Below are 15644 nucleotides of genomic sequence, written 5' to 3'. Positions count from 1 at the left end.
GAACCGGATCGCATCAGAAGCGGATCGCGTCGATCACCTTGATCCGCACGGCCACGAGGGCCGGGATCGCGCCGGCAAGGGCGCCCACCGCCACGGCGGCACCGAAGCCGAGCATCGCCGCTTCCAGCGGGAACGGCGGGTATTCGCTCAGTGCCGGGGCGACCTGCCGTTGGATCCACGGATTCTTCACCACGGCCACCGCCAGCATCACCCCGACGATCCCCGCCACAGCGGTGGCCACCAGGGATTCCATCATGACGCCCACGAAAATCCGCCCCGAAGTGGCACCGAAGCTGCGGCGGATTCCGATTTCCCGGACCCGGTAGCGGACGGTCACCATCGAGATGTTCAGCATGCCCATGGCGCCGAGCACCAGCACAAGCCCGGCCACCGCGCCCACCACCAGCTGCGCGACGGCGATCGGGTCGCCGTGGGCGGCGTAGTCCATGCGGCTGGCGTCAACATACATGTCCGGGAACTGCATCTGCAGGTCCGCCTGCATGGCGGGCATCAGCACCGCGGCCTGTCCGTCCTGCACCCACACCTTGAACTGGCCATGGCCCTCGGCGATCCCGGCAGTCTGCGCAGCCCCATTCAGCATGAATGCCGACGGCGGCGCCTGGGGATAGAGATCGGGTACGACGCCGATGATCACCGCCGTGGTCTCCCCTCCCCCGACAAGCTTCGCCAGCGGCCTCCGCACGAGGTCCGGCCTGCCGGCCGTGTTGTAGAACGCTTCCGACACGACGACGGCGGGCGCCAGCCGCTGTTCGTCGTCCGCGGCGAACCAGGAGCCCTGTGTGACATCCGTGCGGTGGATGACCCCGTATCCAGGATCCACCAGCGTCATCTGTACATCCTGGACGCCTCCCGGGAACTGGAAGCGCGCCTGGGCCTGCCCGGTGTGGGTCCAATAGCTGATCACGTAGCGTTCCACGATCCCCTGGTAGGCCTTCTCGAGCCGCACCGGATCCGGCGTTGTGGGTCCGTTGACGCTCAGTGCGACTGTGGCTGTTCGCCCCTGGCTGCGTTCGGCCTGGACCTTGAAGCCTTCGCGGGCAAGATCCCCCACGCCCACCACGGAGGTCAGGGCGGTCACGGACACGGCAACACCCACGAGCGCCAGCAGGATGCGGACCTTGTTGATGCGCAGCTCCTGCCAGGCTTCCACCAGCGCGGAGACGAAGCCGGTCATGCGGCTACCTCCTCGGCGGCCTGCAGCACCCCGGCATCGAGGCGGTACCGGGATCTGGCCAGCGCCGCCACGTTGTGGTCGTGGGTGATGGTCACCAGAGCCGCCGCAGACTCCGTGGCGATCGAATCGAGCAGGGACATCACGGTCTGCCCGGTCTCGACGTCGAGCGCCCCGGTGGGCTCATCGGCGAGGATCAGCCGCGGCCGCCGCACCAGCGCCCGTGCAATGGCGATCCGCTGCTGTTCGCCTCCGGACATCATGTTCGGTTTGGCATCCGCGCGGGCGGCGAGTCCTACGCGGTCCAGCATTTCCATCGCCAGCTCGCGGCGGCGCCAGAAGTCCCGGCCCTTGGCGTAGAACAGCGGGGTCATGACGTTGTCCAAGGCGCTGCGGCCCTGGAGCAGGTTGAACTGTTGGAACACGAAGCCCACGGTGGAGCCACGCAACCGGGCCCGGGCGTTGCCGCCGATCCGCTGCACCGGCGTTCCCAGGAAGTCCAGTTCGCCGCTGCTGGGAACGTCCAAAAGGCCGAGCAAGTTCAGGAGGGTGGACTTTCCGCAGCCCGAGCGGCCAACGATCGCGGTGTGGTCCCCGCTGGAGATTTCAAGGTCGATGCCCCGCAGGATGTGCAGTTCCTGGTCATCGGGCAGGACCACCGAGCGGGTGACTCCGCGCAGGCTCAGCAAAGTCTCCATGCCTAGCCGCCCGCCGGGCCATACATCATCTGGCCGGGGCCGGGCATGGCCGGATTCGCGGCGGCGCCCGGCACGAACTCCAGGACCATTTCGCCCTCGGCCAGGCCGGAGGTGACCTCCACCTTGGAGCCGTCGTTCAGGCCGAGCTTCACGCGGCGCGGCTCCGGTTCAAGGGCAGGACCTCCAGGTGCGGCCCCCGGCGCGGCACCCGCGGCCGGCACGGCCGCGGCGGCGTCCCCTGCCAGCCAGACGATTCCTTCCTTGACGCTGCCCTTCACCGAGCTCAGGGGAACGGTGATGACGTTCTTCGACTCGCCCGCCGTGACGGTCATGGTGGCGCCAAGGCCCGCGAAGACCTCCGTTCCGGAGGGAATGGCGCAGCTCAGGGTCCCGGTGGCCGGTCCGCCGTCCTGGGGTGCTTCCCCTCCCCCGCCGGGAATCGCGACGGCGGCCGGCCGCAGACCGCCCGCCGGCACCGCCGTGCCCGCGGCACCCGTGCCGCCGCCCGTCCCGCCGCCGGAGGCACCGGCGTCGGAGGCGTTGTTCTTCACGGTGACTTCCGGGCAGGTGAAGGGCGCCGGGCCGCCAGTCAGCGCGATCTCCGCCGAGCCCGGCTTGCCGAGCAGCCGGAACTGCTGTGCAGCGGTCATTGGGCCGGACACCGTGTAGCTTCCCGGGTCCACCTTGCCCACGGTTTCGCCGACGGTCACCTGCTGGTCGATCAACACACCGAGTTCGCTGATTTTGCCGGCTGCAGGCGCCGGGACGTCCGTGTAGGTGTACACAGGCTCGCTGCTCTGCTCTTCGGCGGGTTCTTCACCCGGTCCGGGGGCCGGCACCGGCTCGCGGGGCTGTTCGGTCCGCACCTGGATGACCGCTTCGCCTTTGGCTACCGTGGTCCCGGCTTCCCGGTAGATGTAAACCACAGTTCCGGCTGCGGTGCTCCGGACGGCCTGGGCGGGATCGCTCTGGACGGTCGCCTTGACCTGCACGGTGTTCGTCACGGTGGCACGGACCGCGGGCACCGCAGGCGTCCCCACCTGCGCCATCGGGGCAGGCCCGGATTCCTCGGGCCGCAGGCCGTCGATAAAGGCGATTTTCACCAAGGCCACAGCTATGACTGCAAAGACCAGCAGCCGCGCCACCGGCAAGACGACACGTCGAAAGACACTCATCCCTGCTCCATTCGGTAACTCCCCACAGAAACGCTCTGCGAGGGATGATCCCCCCAGCCTAAACGTACCGACCGGTATGTTTGCTCATCCCGCAGCTTGAGAGTTACCTGGCCCATCGGATGAAAAGTCTCGTACCTGCGCGACCTGGGTGTGGCATGGAACTGCGGCCTGTGGCAGGCTCAGGGCACATGATCGAAGACTTCGCGAAAGACAACCTTCACGGGAGGCTGCGGCAGGACCGCAAGGCGCTGCTCTGGAAACTCGACGGTTTGTCCGAATACGACGCCCGCCGGCCTTTGACAGCGACCGGGACCAACCTCCTCGGCCTGGTCAAACACGTTGCCAGCGTCGAGGCCAGGTACTTCGGCGAGGTCTTCCACCGTCCTTCCCCGGAACCGCTGCCCCCGTGGCAGGACTCCGACGGCAGTGATCTGTGGGCATCCGAGCACGAGACCCTCGATCAGATCGTCGGGTTCTACCGGCGCACGTGGGAGCATTCGGATGCGACGATCAACGAGCTTCCCCTCGACGCCCCCGGCCACGTGCCGTGGTGGCCGGAGCCTTATTCCGACACGAAGCTGTTCGTCGTCATGCTCCATGTCCTCGGCGAGTCCATCCGGCATGCCGGGCACGCCGATATCCTGCGGGAGGGCCTTGACGGCCGGACCGGGTTGCGCGCCGAACACGAGAAGCAGATCGACGAGGAAGCCCGTGCAGCCTACTGCGCGAAAATCGAGCAGGCCGCCAGGGCGGCGGCCGTACGCGGGTGAGAGGATGGTCACCATGAGCAAGCACATCGCCAGGCCATGGCTGTTCAGCCAGGAAAACCAGGACCCGCGGGCCGCCACTGGAAAGACCTTGCGCTGGGGCGTTGTCGCCACGGGCGGGATTGCCAGGACCGTCACCGGAGACCTGCTCCAGCTCGAAGACGCCGAACTGTACGCGGTCAGTTCGCGGCGCCAGGAGACGGCTGATGCCTTCGCTGCGACGCACGGCGCGAAGAAAGCCTATGGGGACGACGGCGGCCTGCGCGGCTACCAGCGCCTGCTTGCCGACGACGCGGTGGACGTCGTCTATGTCGCCACGCCGCACGCGCAGCACTACGAGGTGGCCAAGGCGGCGCTTGAAGCCGGGAAGCACGTCCTCTGCGAAAAAGCGCTGACCATCAATGCCCGCGAGGCCGCGGAACTGGTGGGGCTGGCCCGCGAACGCCGGCTCTTCCTGATGGAGGCCATGTGGAGCCGCTTCCTGCCGAGCATGCAGCGGGCCTTCGCCATCGCCGCCTCGGGCGAACTGGGCGAAATCAAATGGGTCAGCGCGGACCTCGGCTTCCCGGCACCGTACGACCCAGCCGCACGGATCTGGGCGCCGGCGGACGGCGGCGGCGCATTGCTGGACCTGACCGTTTATCCGCTCCTCTGGGCGTGGGGCACCCTGGGTGCGCCGCAGACGGTCAGCGCCGTGGGCACCCTGAACAGCGACGGCGTGGACTCCCAGAACGCGCTGACCCTAGGCTACGACAGCGGCGCCCTGGCGCAACTGACCTCATCGCTGCTCGCCCACGGCCCGCGCACCGCATCCGTGGCCGGAACCGAAGGCTTCCTGCAGACGCATGGTTCCATCAACAATCCGCGCGAACTGCACATCCGCACGGGGTGGGACGAGCCGCGCGTGGAGCGCTTCGACGTCGTGGGTGTGGGTTACTGCTATGAGCTCCGCGAGGTGACCCGGTGCATCCAGCAGGGGCTCACGGAGAGCCCGGTGATGCCGTGGGAGCACTCACTGGACATCATGCGCTTGTTCGACGGCGTCCGCTCCCAGTTGGGGATCCGTTACGCCAACGATCTGCCCAAGGGTATGTGACAGGGGCGTCATACGGGTTTGGAAGATTCCGTACCGGCGGCCTCTTCCCGTCATTCAGGGCGCCCGGCATGACAGTTGGCGTAGAGATTCCCCCTTTTTGTGGACCGGTTTTTTTCCTGGCCCTACGATGTACGCAACCGTTGAATCTGAGTCAGAGGCTGGGGGCGTCAGATCAAAGCTGCGCAAGCCGTATGCTGCTTCGGAAACCACGGCTACTACTCCGACGGGTGGCGTCCCGCCGGAGCTCAGGTGGTGGCTCCGATAGCGGTCCCTGTCAATATCGGGGCCACCATGCTGAACTTCATCGCGCTGGCTAGCGCCTGCCCCTTTTCCCGCCGGAGACTCTCCCACCGGTGACTCTTGCGCCGGACATCTTCCGGTCCAGCGAGGCTGCGCCCGGGCCCAGGAACACAAAGGCCAGCGACACCACGACGTACACAATGGGCAGCTCGCCCGCGACCCCGCCCGTCCCGGCCAGCAGGGGCTTGCCGGATTCGGTGACGAACCAGATGGCAGCGAACATGACCGCCGCCAGGAAACCTGCCAGGCGGGTGAACGCCCCCAACAGGAACATCGCGCCCAGGCCGGTTTCACCGGCGATGACCAGCCAGGACAGCATCTCCGCTTTCTGCACGCCCATCCCGGCAATGGACGCCTCGAAAGCCTCCTGGCCGGCCAGGATCTTCCGGACGCCGTGCAGCGCCAGGAGGGCACCGACGCAGATCCGGAGCAGGGCGGTTCCGTATGAGATGGATGCGGCGGAAGGATTGAGGAAACTCACCCACCCAATCTATGCCGCCTGCCCAACTGGCTCGCAGTTGTTGTCGTTTTGAGGGCCGAAAACGACAACAACTGCGAGCTACTTAGGGTGAAACGGGAGAATGGAAGGCATGAATGTTGACGTAGTGGTGGTTGGCGGCGGAGCAATGGGCTCGGCGGCCGCGTGGCAATTGGCCCGTAGCGGCAAATCAGTGGTGCTCCTGGAACAGTTCGAGGAAGGCCACAGGATCGGCGCCTCGCACGGCGCCACCCGGAACTTCAACACCGCCTACGCCGAGTCCGACTACCTCGACCTCCTTGCCGAGTCCAGGGAACTATGGGACGAGCTGGCCGGGGAAGCCGGAACGCAGCTCCTGGACCTCGTCGGACTGGCCAACCACGGCAACGTGAACCGGCTCCGCACCGTCCACGAAGCCCACCAGGAACGCGGCATCGAGAGCCATTTCATCTCCGCCGCCGAGGCTGCAGAACGCTGGCGGGGAATGAACTTCCGCGGCGACGTCCTGTTCGTGCCCGGCTCCGGCCGGGTACGGGCGGCCGAGGCACTCCTTGCGTTGCGGAAAGCGGCCGAGGCCCGTGGCGCCCGCTTCGAATACTCGACGCCGGTCCGTGGCATCCGCGTCCTCGGCGCCGACTCGGTGCTGGTGCTGACGGACCGCAGCGAGTTCGCGGCCCGCCGCGTGGTGGTCACGGCCGGAGCCTGGACGGGCAAGGTCCTCGAGGGACTCGCCACACTGCCGCCGCTGCTCGTGACCCAGGAACAGCCGGCCCACTTCACCCCGATGGATGACTCGCTGGATTGGCCGAGCTTCAACCACAGCCCCGATCCAGGCGACCCGCGGGACGCTTATTGGTACAGCCCCGTCTACGGCATGCTGACCCCGGGCGAAGGCATCAAGGCCGGATGGCACGGCGTCGGCCCCGTCACGGACCCGGACACCCGCACTTTCCAGCCCGAACCCGAACAGCTCGACGCCCTCGTGCGGTACGCGCGCGAGTGGCTTCCCGGCGTCGACCCTTCCTCGGCGGTGCCGATCAGCTGCACCTACACCACGACGCCGAACGAAGACTTTGTGCTCGACGGCTTCGGCCCGCTCGTGGTCGGCGCAGGCTTCTCGGGGCACGGCTTCAAGTTCACCCCGGCGATCGGCCGGGTCCTGGCGGACATTGCCGCCGGCGGAGTGGCCCCGGCGCGCTTCGCGGCAGCCCGCTAAAGGGGCGTTAACCCAACTGACTCGCAGTTGTTGTCGTTTTGAGGGCTCAGAACGACATTAACTGCGAGTCAGTTGGATTAGGCAGAGGCTACTTCAGGATGGAAAGCACCTTGTTGAAGGTCTCCGACGGGCGCATGACGGCCGAAGCCTTGGCGGCGTCCGGACGGTAGTAGCCGCCGATTTCCACGGGGGAACCCTGGACGGCGAGCAGCTCGCCCACGATGGTTTCCTCACCGGTGGTCAGCGCTTCGGCGACCTTCGCGAAGGAGGCAGCGAGTTCGACGTCGGCGGTCTGCTTGGCCAGTTCCTGCGCCCAGTAGGAGGCCAGGTAGAAGTGGCTGCCGCGGTTGTCGATGGTGCCCAGCTTGCGGCCCGGAGACTTGTTTTCCAGCAGGAAGGTGCCGGTGGCGCGGTCCAGCGTGTCGGCCAGGACCTGTGCACGGGCGTTGCCTTCCGTGGTGGCCAGGTGCTCGAAGCTCACGGCCAGGGCCAGGAACTCGCCCAAGCTGTCCCAGCGCAGGTAGTTCTCCTTGAGGAGCTGCTGGACGTGCTTCGGGGCGGAGCCGCCGGCGCCGGTTTCGAAGAGGCCGCCGCCGTTGATCAGCGGAACCACGGAGAGCATCTTGGCACTGGTGCCCAGTTCCAGGATCGGGAAGAGGTCCGTGAGGTAGTCGCGGAGCACGTTGCCGGTCACCGAAATGGTGTCCTCGCCCTTGCGGATGCGCTCCAGGGTGAAGGCGGTGGCCTTCACCGGGGACATGATCTCGATCTGGAGGCCCTCGGTGTCGTGCTCCTTGAGGTATTCCTTGACCTTGGCGATGAGCTGGGCATCGTGCGCGCGCTCTTCGTCCAGCCAGAACACGGCGGGGGTCTTGGAGGCGCGGGCGCGGGTGACGGCCAGCTTGACCCAGTCCCGGATCGGCAGGTCCTTGGTCTGGCAGGCGCGCCAGATGTCGCCGGGGGCAACCTCGTGCTCGAGCAGGACCTTGCCGGAACCGTCAACCAGCTGCACCTTGCCGGCGTCCTGGATTTCGAAGGTCTTGTCGTGGCTGCCGTATTCCTCGGCGGCCTGGGCCATAAGGCCGACGTTCGGAACGGTGCCCATGGTGGTGGGATCGAAGGCACCGTTGGCACGGCAGTCGTCGATCACGACCTGGTAGACGCCGGCGTAGGAGCTGTCCGGAAGGACGGCCAGGGTGTCGGCTTCCTTGCCGTCCGCGCCCCACATGTGGCCGGAGGTGCGGATCATGGCCGGCATGGAGGCGTCAACGATCACATCGGAGGGAACGTGCAGGTTGGTGATGCCCTTGTCGGAGTCCACCATGGCCAGTGCCGGGCCGTTTTCCAGGCCCTGCTTGATGGCGGCGGCAACCTCTTCGCGGATCTCTTCCGGGAGTTCGTCGAGGCCGTTGAGGATGGAGGCCAGGCCGTTGTTGGCGCTCAGGCCGGCGGCGTCCAGTTGCTTGCCGTACTTGGCGAAGAGGTCCGCGAAGTAGGCCTTGACCACGTGGCCGAAGATGATGGGGTCCGAGACCTTCATCATGGTGGCCTTCAGGTGTGCCGAGAACAGCACCCCTTCTTCCTTGGCCCGGGCAACCTGGGCGGCGAGAAACTCATCGAGGGCGGCGGCGCGCATGACGGTGCCGTCAACCACTTCACCGGCCAGCACGGGGATGGACTGCTTGAGGGTCTTGACGGTGCCGTCTTCGCGGACCAGCTGGATACGGAGGGTGTCGTCGGCCGGGATCACCACGGACTTCTCGTTGGAACGGAAGTCGTCGGCAGCCATGGTGGCAACGTTGGTCTTGGAGTCGCTGCTCCAGGCACCCATGGAGTGCGGGTTCTGGCGGGCGTAGTTCTTCACCGACAGCGGGGCGCGGCGGTCAGAGTTGCCTTCGCGCAGCACCGGGTTCACCGCGGAACCCTTGATCTTGTCGTAGCGGGAGCGGATGTCCGTCTCTTCGTCCGAGGAGGGGTTGTCCGGATAGTCCGGCAGGGCGTAGCCCTGGCCCTGCAGTTCGGCGATGGCCGCTTTCAGCTGCGGGACGGATGCGCTGATGTTGGGCAGCTTGATGATGTTGGCTTCGGGCTTCTTCGCCAGTTCGCCGAGCTCGGCCAGGGCGTCACCGATGCGCTGCTCTTCGGTGAGGTAGTCACCGAAGACGGCGATGATGCGGCCGGCCAGCGAGATGTCGCGGGTTTCCACGTCCACGCCCGCCGTCGAAGCGAAGGCCTCGATGATCGGCAGGAAGGAATACGTGGCCAGCATCGGCGCTTCATCGGTGTGGGTGTAGATAATCTTGGCCATTGCTCGGGCGTCTCCCTGAAGGTCTCCCGGGGCTGCGACCTCGCCACTGCTCCTGTCGGCACGCAGGACGAACCACAAAACCCCTTGCGTTGTTTGCCGGATGATGCCCGGCGGAACATTCCAACTATGCCACAGCGGCCCATTTTGCCCCTAAATTGCAAGGATTCCCCGGCTTGCATGACGCGCCGCCGGAACAGCGTCGCGCGGCACTTGAGCCGCGTCGTATTTCATAGAGTGCTATCACAAACTGTGAAACATCTATTTACAAAACTGTCACAGCCCGGGTAATTTCATTCCGTTATCCCGCGGCGGCGCCTCCGCCCGGGCCGATTTCCCCACCGAAAGTCAGGACAATCGTGACAAGAAACAAGACCCTGGCCACAAGCCTCCTTGGTCTCTCCGCAGCCGCAATGTTCGCATTCACGTCCGCAGGAGGAGCGGCCGCGACCTCCGTTTCCCCGGACGCCAAGGAGGTGTCCCACACAGTCAGCGCCACCCTCCAGACCAGCGGCGTGGCCGACTATTGGACCCCCGAACGGATGCGCTCGGCAATCCCGGGCGATGTCCTGGCGCAGAAGGCCGTGGCGCGCGGCAAGAGCACGGCCCGGGCCGCCGTCGAACAGGGCCAGTCCACCAGGATTTCCGGCAAGGCGGGCAAGGGCAAGCCCTCGCTGCACACCGACGAAAACCCGGTGCCGCACATCGGCAAGGTCTTTTTCACCCTCGGCGGCGTCAACTACGTCTGCTCCGGCAACTCGGTCGCCTCCACCAACGAGAGCACCGTCTCCACCGCCGGCCACTGCCTGAATGAAGGACCTGGAGCCTTCGCCACCAACTTCGTCTTCGTCCCCGCGTACCTCAACGGCGCGGCCCCCTACGGGAAGTGGACTGCCCGCGCCCTGTACACCACCAACCAGTGGAGCTCGGGCGGGGACATCCAGTACGACACCGGCTTCGCCGTCGTCTCGCCCCTGAACGGCCAGACCCTCTCCGACACAGTGGGTGCCTCCGGCGTCGAGTTCAACGCAAGCCGCGGCCTGAGCTACAAGGCCTTCGGTTACCCTGCCGCGAGCCCCTTCGACGGCCAGTCGCTCAAGGCCTGCACCGGCACCGCCTTTGACGACACCATCAACCCGGGCGGCACCACCCAGGGCATCCCCTGCGACATGACCGGCGGCTCCTCCGGCGGGCCATGGTTCATCGGCAGCAACTCCGAGGGCTACCAGAACTCGATCAACAGCTACGGTTACGGCAGCCGCTCCACCACCATGTACGGCCCGTACTGGGGTTCGGTCATCCAACAGGCCTACAACAACGCTTCCGCCAACTAGGCGGGGTCGGTTTCCTCAGCAGGGTTAACGACGACGGCGGCCGCCCCCTATGAGGGGCCGGCCGCCGTTTCGCTGTTCTTCTTCATCGATTGCTCCCCGTCGGCTCCCTGGCCTCGCAAGCTCGGCCAGGGAACCCTGCCGGCGTGGGCCCGGACGTCGTTTTGAAGGCTCAAAACGACGTTGCCTCAGCAATCGATGCAGGCGGGGATCAGTGGAAGAAGTGGCGTGCGCCGGTGAAGTACATCGTGATGCCGGCGGCGTTGGCCGCGGCGATGACTTCCTCGTCCCGGACGGATCCGCCGGGCTGCACTACGGCGCGGACACCGGCGTCGATCAGGATCTGCAGGCCGTCAGCGAACGGGAAGAACGCGTCCGAGGCAGCCACGGCACCGCGGGCGCGCTCAGGTGCCCCCGCAGCAGAGGCGTTGGAGGCACCGCCGGCACCGTCGACGTCGGACTCCACGGTGACGCCCAGGGTGTTGGCACGCTCGACGGCCAGTTTGCAGGAGTCCAGGCGGTTGACCTGGCCCATGCCGATGCCCACGGCTGCGCCGTTGTCGGCCAGCAGGATGGCGTTGGACTTGGCGGCGCGGCAGGCGGTCCAGGCGAAGGCGAGGTCGGCCAAGGTGGCGTCATCGGCGGCTTCGCCGGCGGCGAGGGTCCAGTTGGCGGGGTTGTCGCCGTCGGCGTCCACCTTGTCGCTCATCTGCACCAGCACGCCGCCGGAGACCTGGCGCATTTCGGCCGGGTAGCGGCCGTAGCCCTCGGGCAGGGCGAGCAGGCGGATGTTCTTCTTCTTGGAGAGGATCTCCACGGCTTCGGGCTCGAAGTCGGGGGCGATGACGACTTCGGTGAAGATGCCCGCAACGGTGCGTGCCATGCCCGCCGTGACAGTGCGGTTCGCGGCGATGACCCCACCGAACGCGGAGACGGGGTCGCAGGCGTGGGCCTTGGCGTGGGCGTCGGCGATCGGGTCGGCGGCGTCAGTGGAACCGACGGCCACGCCGCAGGGGTTGGCGTGCTTGACGACGGCGACGGCGGGCTCGGCGAAGTCGAAGGCGGCGCGCAGGGCGGCGTCGGCGTCCACGAAGTTGTTGTAGCTCATGGCCTTGCCGTGCAGCTGGTCGGCCTGGGCGATGCCGGCCGGGGCGGCCTTGTCCACGTAGAGGGCGGCCTGCTGGTGCGGGTTTTCGCCGTAACGCAGTACCTCGGAGCGTTCCAGGGCCAGGCCGGCGTAGGCGGGCCAGTCGATGATGCCGTCGCCGTCTTCATCCAGGAACTGGGATGCAGTCCAGGTGGCCACGGCGTTGTCGTAGGCAGCGGTGTGCGCGAAGGCCTTGGCGGCCAGGCGGCGGCGGGTCTTCAGGTCGAAGCCCCCGGCCGCGGCGGCTTCCACGACGGAACCGTAGAAGGCAGGGTCGGTGACGATCGTGACGGCGGCGTGGTTCTTCGCGGCCGAGCGCACCATCGCGGGGCCTCCGATGTCGATCTGCTCGACGACGTCGTCCTGGCCGGCGCCGGAGCGGACCGTCTCGACGAAGGGGTACAGGTTGACCACCACGAGGTCGAAGGGCTCGATCTCCATCTTGGCGAGGGTGTCCATGTGGGCCTGGACACGACGGTCGGCGAGGATTCCGCCGTGCACGCGCGGGTGCAGGGTCTTCACGCGGCCGTCCAGCATTTCCGGGGAACCGGTGACTTCTTCGACTTCCTTGACCGGGATGCCGGCCGCGGCGATCTTCTTGGCGGTGGAACCGGTGGAGACGATGGAGACGCCGGCTGCGTGCAGGCCCTTTGCGAGCTCCTCCAGTCCGGTCTTGTCGTATACCGAGATGAGTGCACGGCGGATAGGGACACGGTCAAGCTGCGTGAAGCTCACAAAAATCTCCGTCTTGGATCGCGTTGGGTTCGCAGATGGTGGGGATACGCCACAGTTTATCGCGTCGGCGGCGGCCCCCGTTTTCATTGCGTTTCTTGCGTTGCGGGGCCTGCTCGGCGGAGTTCCTTGCGTTGCGGGGCCTGCTCTTCGTCCTTTAGGGCGCCCAAAGCACGTAGAGCAGGCCCCGCAACGCCAATCCACTAAGCGGCTGCACGCCAACCCCGTTCGGCAAGCGCGCTACGCAGCTTCCGCTCGGAGGCGGGCCACCCCTGGCGCAACTGATACTTGGAGAAACGCAGCACGATCCATCCCATTGACCGCAGCCTGTCGTCCCGTTCAATGTCGCGGCCCCATTGCACAGGATCCGTAAGGTGGTGCTCCCCCTCATACTCCAGGGCAATCCGATACTCCCGGTACTGCAAGTCCGGCGTCGAGACGTAGTTCCCGTGGGCGTCGTGGACTGGCTGCGTCACGAGCGGTTCCGGCAGGCCGGCGTCGAGGATCCTCATCCTCAGCTTCGATTCCAGGGGCGAGTCGACGCCGCGGCGCAGCAAGGGAAGGATTGCCCTCGCCATCCGGATCCCCTTCACCTTCGGACGACGGTCCACCACCTCTTGGATTGCTTCGAGCGATGACAACGGGTTCTCCCGGGCGAGCAGGGCGTCCCCGGCGGCCACCAAGGCATCGCGGCCCAGGATTGCGGCAAGATCGACCCAGGTCCATTCCGGAGAGGTCAGCGCAACGCCGTTGATGAAGCGCACGTCGCGGGCAAGCAACGGCGCCCTGTGTCCGACGACTCCCCTGCGCTTGACCCGTCCGATTTCCGCCCGGCGGGTGACATGGATGAGTCCGTTTCCGCGTTCCTCGGCCTCCAGCGTTGCCGGCAGGGGAAGCGGCCACAGCAAGGCAGAAGTGGTGTGGCTGATGGCACTGCGCGGTGTGACACCCGTGTGGAGCCGGGCAAGGAGTTCCAGGTCCAGAACTTCCTCCGGACGAAGCCGCATCCCTCTACTGGGCGTGACGAGGCCGCTGCTTTCCAGCCGCCATCTCGCAATCCCTGCGGCGTATGCGTCGCGCACAAGGAATCCCCGCGGATCGATGGTTGCCGGGAGAGGCGGTGGTTTGCGCATACGTCAATGCTGGCTTGGCGGCCGTCGTCGTCCGGGGTTATCCACAGAGTTGCCCTTCCATGCCCGGGGCGACCCCTCCTCCACAGCGTTGCGGGGTCCGCTTTACGTCCTTTGGCCGCCCAAAAGGACGTAGAGCGGGCCCCGCAACGCAGATAGGGTTGGACCATGAATGCTGCGGCGATGGTGCTGGTGGCCGATCTCGGCAAGAGCAGGTGCAGGCTGGAACTGCGCTCGGGGGACGAAGTGCTCGCAGCGGCGGACCAGCATGGTTTCCCCGGACTTGGCGTCACGGACGGCGCCCGCCTGGCGTTCGAGCTGCTCGAAGAGACGGCCGCGATGCTTCCCCCGGGGCTGACAGCGACCGGCCCCTCCGGATCCCCGCTGGCCGGTTTCGGTGCTGCCGTGGCCGGCGTCGAGGCCTCTGCCGAGAGCTCCCGCGAACTGGCCAGCCTGCTCGCCAGCCGCTTCAGCGTCCCCGCCGCAGTCCTTTCAGACGCCACCGCCGCACAGCTCGGTGCCATGCAGGGTGCTCCCGGCACCGTGCTCATCGTCGGCACCGGCGCCGTGGCGTTCCGCTTCGACGACGGCGGGCAGCTGCACCGTGCCGACGGCTGGGGCCCGCTGCTGGGCGACCGGGGCAGCGGCCGGTGGATCGGCCAGCGCGGCCTGGAAGCGGTGGTGCAGGCGTTCGACGGCGGCCCGGAGACTTCGCTGAGCGCCGCGGCGGAAGCTTTGGTTGAGTCGCCCCTCATGCTTCCCGCCTGGCTGGGCGGCATGGAGAACCCGGCCCGGGCGATGGCCCGCTTCGCTCCCCTGGTGCTGCACGCAGCGGAGGCGGGGGACGCCGTCGCGCGCGGAATCGTGGATGAGGCGTGCAGGATCCTTGCCGGCACGGTCAAGCGCGCCAGCGGCGGCACCGGCCGCGTGGCGGTGCTGGGCGGCGTGGCGAACTCGGAGTTCTTCGCGGGCCTCTTGCACAACACCCTGGCTTCGGCTGGGATTGAGATGGTCGAGCCCCTCGGCGACGGCATGGACGGGGCCGCCCTCGCTGCGACGCGCCGCGGGCTCCTGCAGGAAAGGTACATCCACCGTGACGGAACAAACTGGCCCGACTGACCCCACCGCCGCAAGCAACGATCCGCTGGAAGGGCTGCGCTCCGAGCTCGCGGGCCTGCAGACCGAACAGGCTGCCCCGGCGCTGGACAGCATCGACACCATGGGCACCGCCGAACTCGTGGCCGCCATGAACGAGATCAACCGCGGCGTCCCCGCGGCGGTCGAGGAAGCCGCGCCCGCCATCGCACAAACCATCGACGCCGTTACGGAGCGGCTCGCGCGCGGCGGCCGCCTGCTCTACGTGGGTGCGGGGACGGCCGGCCGGATGGGCGTGCTGGACGCCAGCGAGTGCCCACCCACCTTCGGCACCCGCCCGGAACTCGTGGTGGGCATCATTGCCGGCGGCCCGCATGCCATCCAGAAGCCGGTGGAGTACGCCGAGGACAACGCGACGGCCGGCGCCCGGGACCTGCATGACATCAACGTGACGGAAAAAGACGCTGTGATTGGCATCTCGGCCTCAGGCCGCACACCGTACGTGATCGGAGCCCTGGAGGAGGCCCGCAGCCGGGGCGCGTTCACGGCGGCGATCGCCTGCAACCACGGCTCGGCCATCGGCAGGCTCGCGGACGTGGCCATCGACGTGGTGGTGGGCCCGGAGTTCGTTGCCGGCTCCACCCGGCTCAAGGCCGGAACGGCCCAGAAACTGGTGCTGAACATGATCAGCACGCTCTCCATGGTCAAGCTCGGCAAGACCTACGGCAACCTGATGGTGGACCTGAAGGCCACCAACGAAAAGCTCCTGGCACGCTCCCAGCGCACCATCCAGCACGCCACGGGAGCCGACGCCCACGCCGCCATCCGCGCCCTCGATTCGGTGGGCGGATCGGTGAAGGCGGCCATCCTGGTGCTCCTGACCGGCATCGATCCGGCGCAGGCGAAGGGTGCCCTGGACGAGGCCGGCGGCTTCCTGCGGAAAGCGATAGAAAACCACCGCTAAAGTTTTCCCCAGGAGGGG

The 15644-nt window shown here is 67.2% G+C and carries 13 protein-coding genes; 6 read left to right on the top strand and 7 right to left on the bottom strand.

Features of this window, described 5'->3' with window-relative positions; all coding sequences use genetic code 11:
* Positions 1–13: 13 nt before the first annotated feature.
* Genes ACN9M4_RS05125 through ACN9M4_RS05115 form a run of 3 tightly spaced genes read right to left on the bottom strand, consistent with a single transcriptional unit; the run spans position 14 to position 3065 of the window.
* Positions 14–1195: an ABC transporter permease gene (locus ACN9M4_RS05125; RefSeq protein ID WP_426302485.1), complete on the bottom strand. Its 1182-nt coding sequence runs from the start codon at positions 1193–1195 to the stop codon at positions 14–16.
* Complete coding sequence (locus ACN9M4_RS05120; protein ID WP_426302484.1) at positions 1192–1890, bottom strand: ABC transporter ATP-binding protein; 699 nt, start codon at positions 1888–1890, stop codon at positions 1192–1194. Before ACN9M4_RS05120 ends, ACN9M4_RS05125 begins: the two co-directional genes overlap by 4 nt.
* 2 nt (positions 1891–1892) lie before the next feature.
* On the bottom strand, positions 1893–3065 hold the full coding sequence (locus tag ACN9M4_RS05115) for a hypothetical protein (protein WP_426302483.1): 1173 nt from the start codon (positions 3063–3065) through the stop codon (positions 1893–1895).
* 155 nt (positions 3066–3220) lie between these two features.
* Here ACN9M4_RS05115 and ACN9M4_RS05110 point away from each other — a divergent pair, with 155 nt between their 5' ends.
* On the top strand, positions 3221–3835 hold the full coding sequence (locus ACN9M4_RS05110) for a DinB family protein (protein WP_426302482.1): 615 nt from the start codon (positions 3221–3223) through the stop codon (positions 3833–3835).
* A 13-nt stretch (positions 3836–3848) separates the two neighbouring features.
* Positions 3849–4928 (top strand): Gfo/Idh/MocA family protein, encoded by a 1080-nt coding sequence (locus ACN9M4_RS05105; RefSeq protein WP_426302481.1) that lies wholly within the window; start codon positions 3849–3851, stop codon positions 4926–4928.
* A 313-nt stretch (positions 4929–5241) separates the two neighbouring features.
* Here the strand turns inward: ACN9M4_RS05105 and ACN9M4_RS05100 are convergent, their stop codons facing one another.
* Positions 5242–5709, bottom strand: coding sequence for a DoxX family protein (locus ACN9M4_RS05100; protein ID WP_426302480.1), 468 nt, complete (start codon positions 5707–5709; stop codon positions 5242–5244).
* Positions 5710–5818: 109 nt separating this feature from the next.
* On the opposite strand from ACN9M4_RS05100, the gene ACN9M4_RS05095 reads away from it, so the two are divergent.
* On the top strand, positions 5819–6922 hold the full coding sequence (locus ACN9M4_RS05095) for an FAD-dependent oxidoreductase (RefSeq protein ID WP_426302479.1): 1104 nt from the start codon (positions 5819–5821) through the stop codon (positions 6920–6922).
* Positions 6923–7010: 88 nt separating this feature from the next.
* Here ACN9M4_RS05095 and ACN9M4_RS05090 read toward each other — a convergent pair whose 3' ends face one another.
* Positions 7011–9230 (bottom strand): NADP-dependent isocitrate dehydrogenase, encoded by a 2220-nt coding sequence (locus ACN9M4_RS05090; protein ID WP_426302478.1) that lies wholly within the window; start codon positions 9228–9230, stop codon positions 7011–7013.
* A gap of 356 nt (positions 9231–9586) precedes the next feature.
* Here ACN9M4_RS05090 and ACN9M4_RS05085 point away from each other — a divergent pair, with 356 nt between their 5' ends.
* Positions 9587–10561: a trypsin-like serine peptidase gene (locus ACN9M4_RS05085; protein ID WP_426302477.1), complete on the top strand. Its 975-nt coding sequence runs from the start codon at positions 9587–9589 to the stop codon at positions 10559–10561.
* A gap of 208 nt (positions 10562–10769) precedes the next feature.
* Here ACN9M4_RS05085 and purH read toward each other — a convergent pair whose 3' ends face one another.
* Together purH and ACN9M4_RS05075 are read right to left on the bottom strand one after the other, a co-directional pair.
* Complete coding sequence (gene purH / locus ACN9M4_RS05080; RefSeq protein WP_426302476.1) at positions 10770–12440, bottom strand: bifunctional phosphoribosylaminoimidazolecarboxamide formyltransferase/IMP cyclohydrolase; 1671 nt, start codon at positions 12438–12440, stop codon at positions 10770–10772.
* 200 nt (positions 12441–12640) lie between these two features.
* Positions 12641–13444 carry an endonuclease domain-containing protein gene (locus tag ACN9M4_RS05075; protein ID WP_426302475.1) on the bottom strand — a complete coding sequence of 268 codons (804 nt, stop codon included), beginning with the start codon at positions 13442–13444 and terminating at the stop codon, positions 12641–12643.
* Positions 13445–13735: 291 nt separating this feature from the next.
* On the opposite strand from ACN9M4_RS05075, the gene ACN9M4_RS05070 reads away from it, so the two are divergent.
* Positions 13736–14686, top strand: coding sequence for an N-acetylglucosamine kinase (locus tag ACN9M4_RS05070; RefSeq protein ID WP_426302474.1), 951 nt, complete (start codon positions 13736–13738; stop codon positions 14684–14686).
* The gene (gene murQ / locus ACN9M4_RS05065) at positions 14661–15626 is read left to right on the top strand and encodes an N-acetylmuramic acid 6-phosphate etherase (protein ID WP_426302473.1); all 966 of its coding nucleotides are present in this window, start codon (positions 14661–14663) and stop codon (positions 15624–15626) included. The genes ACN9M4_RS05070 and murQ overlap by 26 nt, the downstream gene beginning before the upstream one ends.
* Positions 15627–15644 lie beyond the last annotated feature (18 nt).

The organism is Arthrobacter sp. R-11, assembly GCF_049913155.1.
In the GTDB taxonomy this organism is placed as follows: Bacteria; Actinomycetota; Actinomycetes; order Actinomycetales; family Micrococcaceae; genus Arthrobacter.
Note: the sequence above shows the minus strand (reverse complement) of the source record. Positions and strands in the feature narration are given on the sequence as shown.

What these genes read in the sequence shown, in the direction of transcription:
- ACN9M4_RS05105 (WP_426302481.1), top strand. Translation starts at nt 3,849, where the DNA reads ATGAGCAAGCACATCGCCAGGCCATGGCTGTTCAGCCAGGAAAACCAG.
- ACN9M4_RS05110 (WP_426302482.1), top strand. Translation starts at nt 3,221, where the DNA reads ATGGAACTGCGGCCTGTGGCAGGCTCAGGGCACATGATCGAAGACTTC.
- ACN9M4_RS05075 (WP_426302475.1), bottom strand. Translation starts at nt 13,444, where the DNA reads ATGCGGCTTCGTCCGGAGGAAGTTCTGGACCTGGAACTCCTTGCCCGG.
- ACN9M4_RS05090 (WP_426302478.1), bottom strand. Translation starts at nt 9,230, where the DNA reads ATGGCCAAGATTATCTACACCCACACCGATGAAGCGCCGATGCTGGCC.
- ACN9M4_RS05125 (WP_426302485.1), bottom strand. Translation starts at nt 1,195, where the DNA reads ATGACCGGCTTCGTCTCCGCGCTGGTGGAAGCCTGGCAGGAGCTGCGC.
- ACN9M4_RS05115 (WP_426302483.1), bottom strand. Translation starts at nt 3,065, where the DNA reads ATGAGTGTCTTTCGACGTGTCGTCTTGCCGGTGGCGCGGCTGCTGGTC.
- ACN9M4_RS05070 (WP_426302474.1), top strand. Translation starts at nt 13,736, where the DNA reads ATGAATGCTGCGGCGATGGTGCTGGTGGCCGATCTCGGCAAGAGCAGG.
- ACN9M4_RS05095 (WP_426302479.1), top strand. Translation starts at nt 5,819, where the DNA reads ATGAATGTTGACGTAGTGGTGGTTGGCGGCGGAGCAATGGGCTCGGCG.
- ACN9M4_RS05120 (WP_426302484.1), bottom strand. Translation starts at nt 1,890, where the DNA reads ATGGAGACTTTGCTGAGCCTGCGCGGAGTCACCCGCTCGGTGGTCCTG.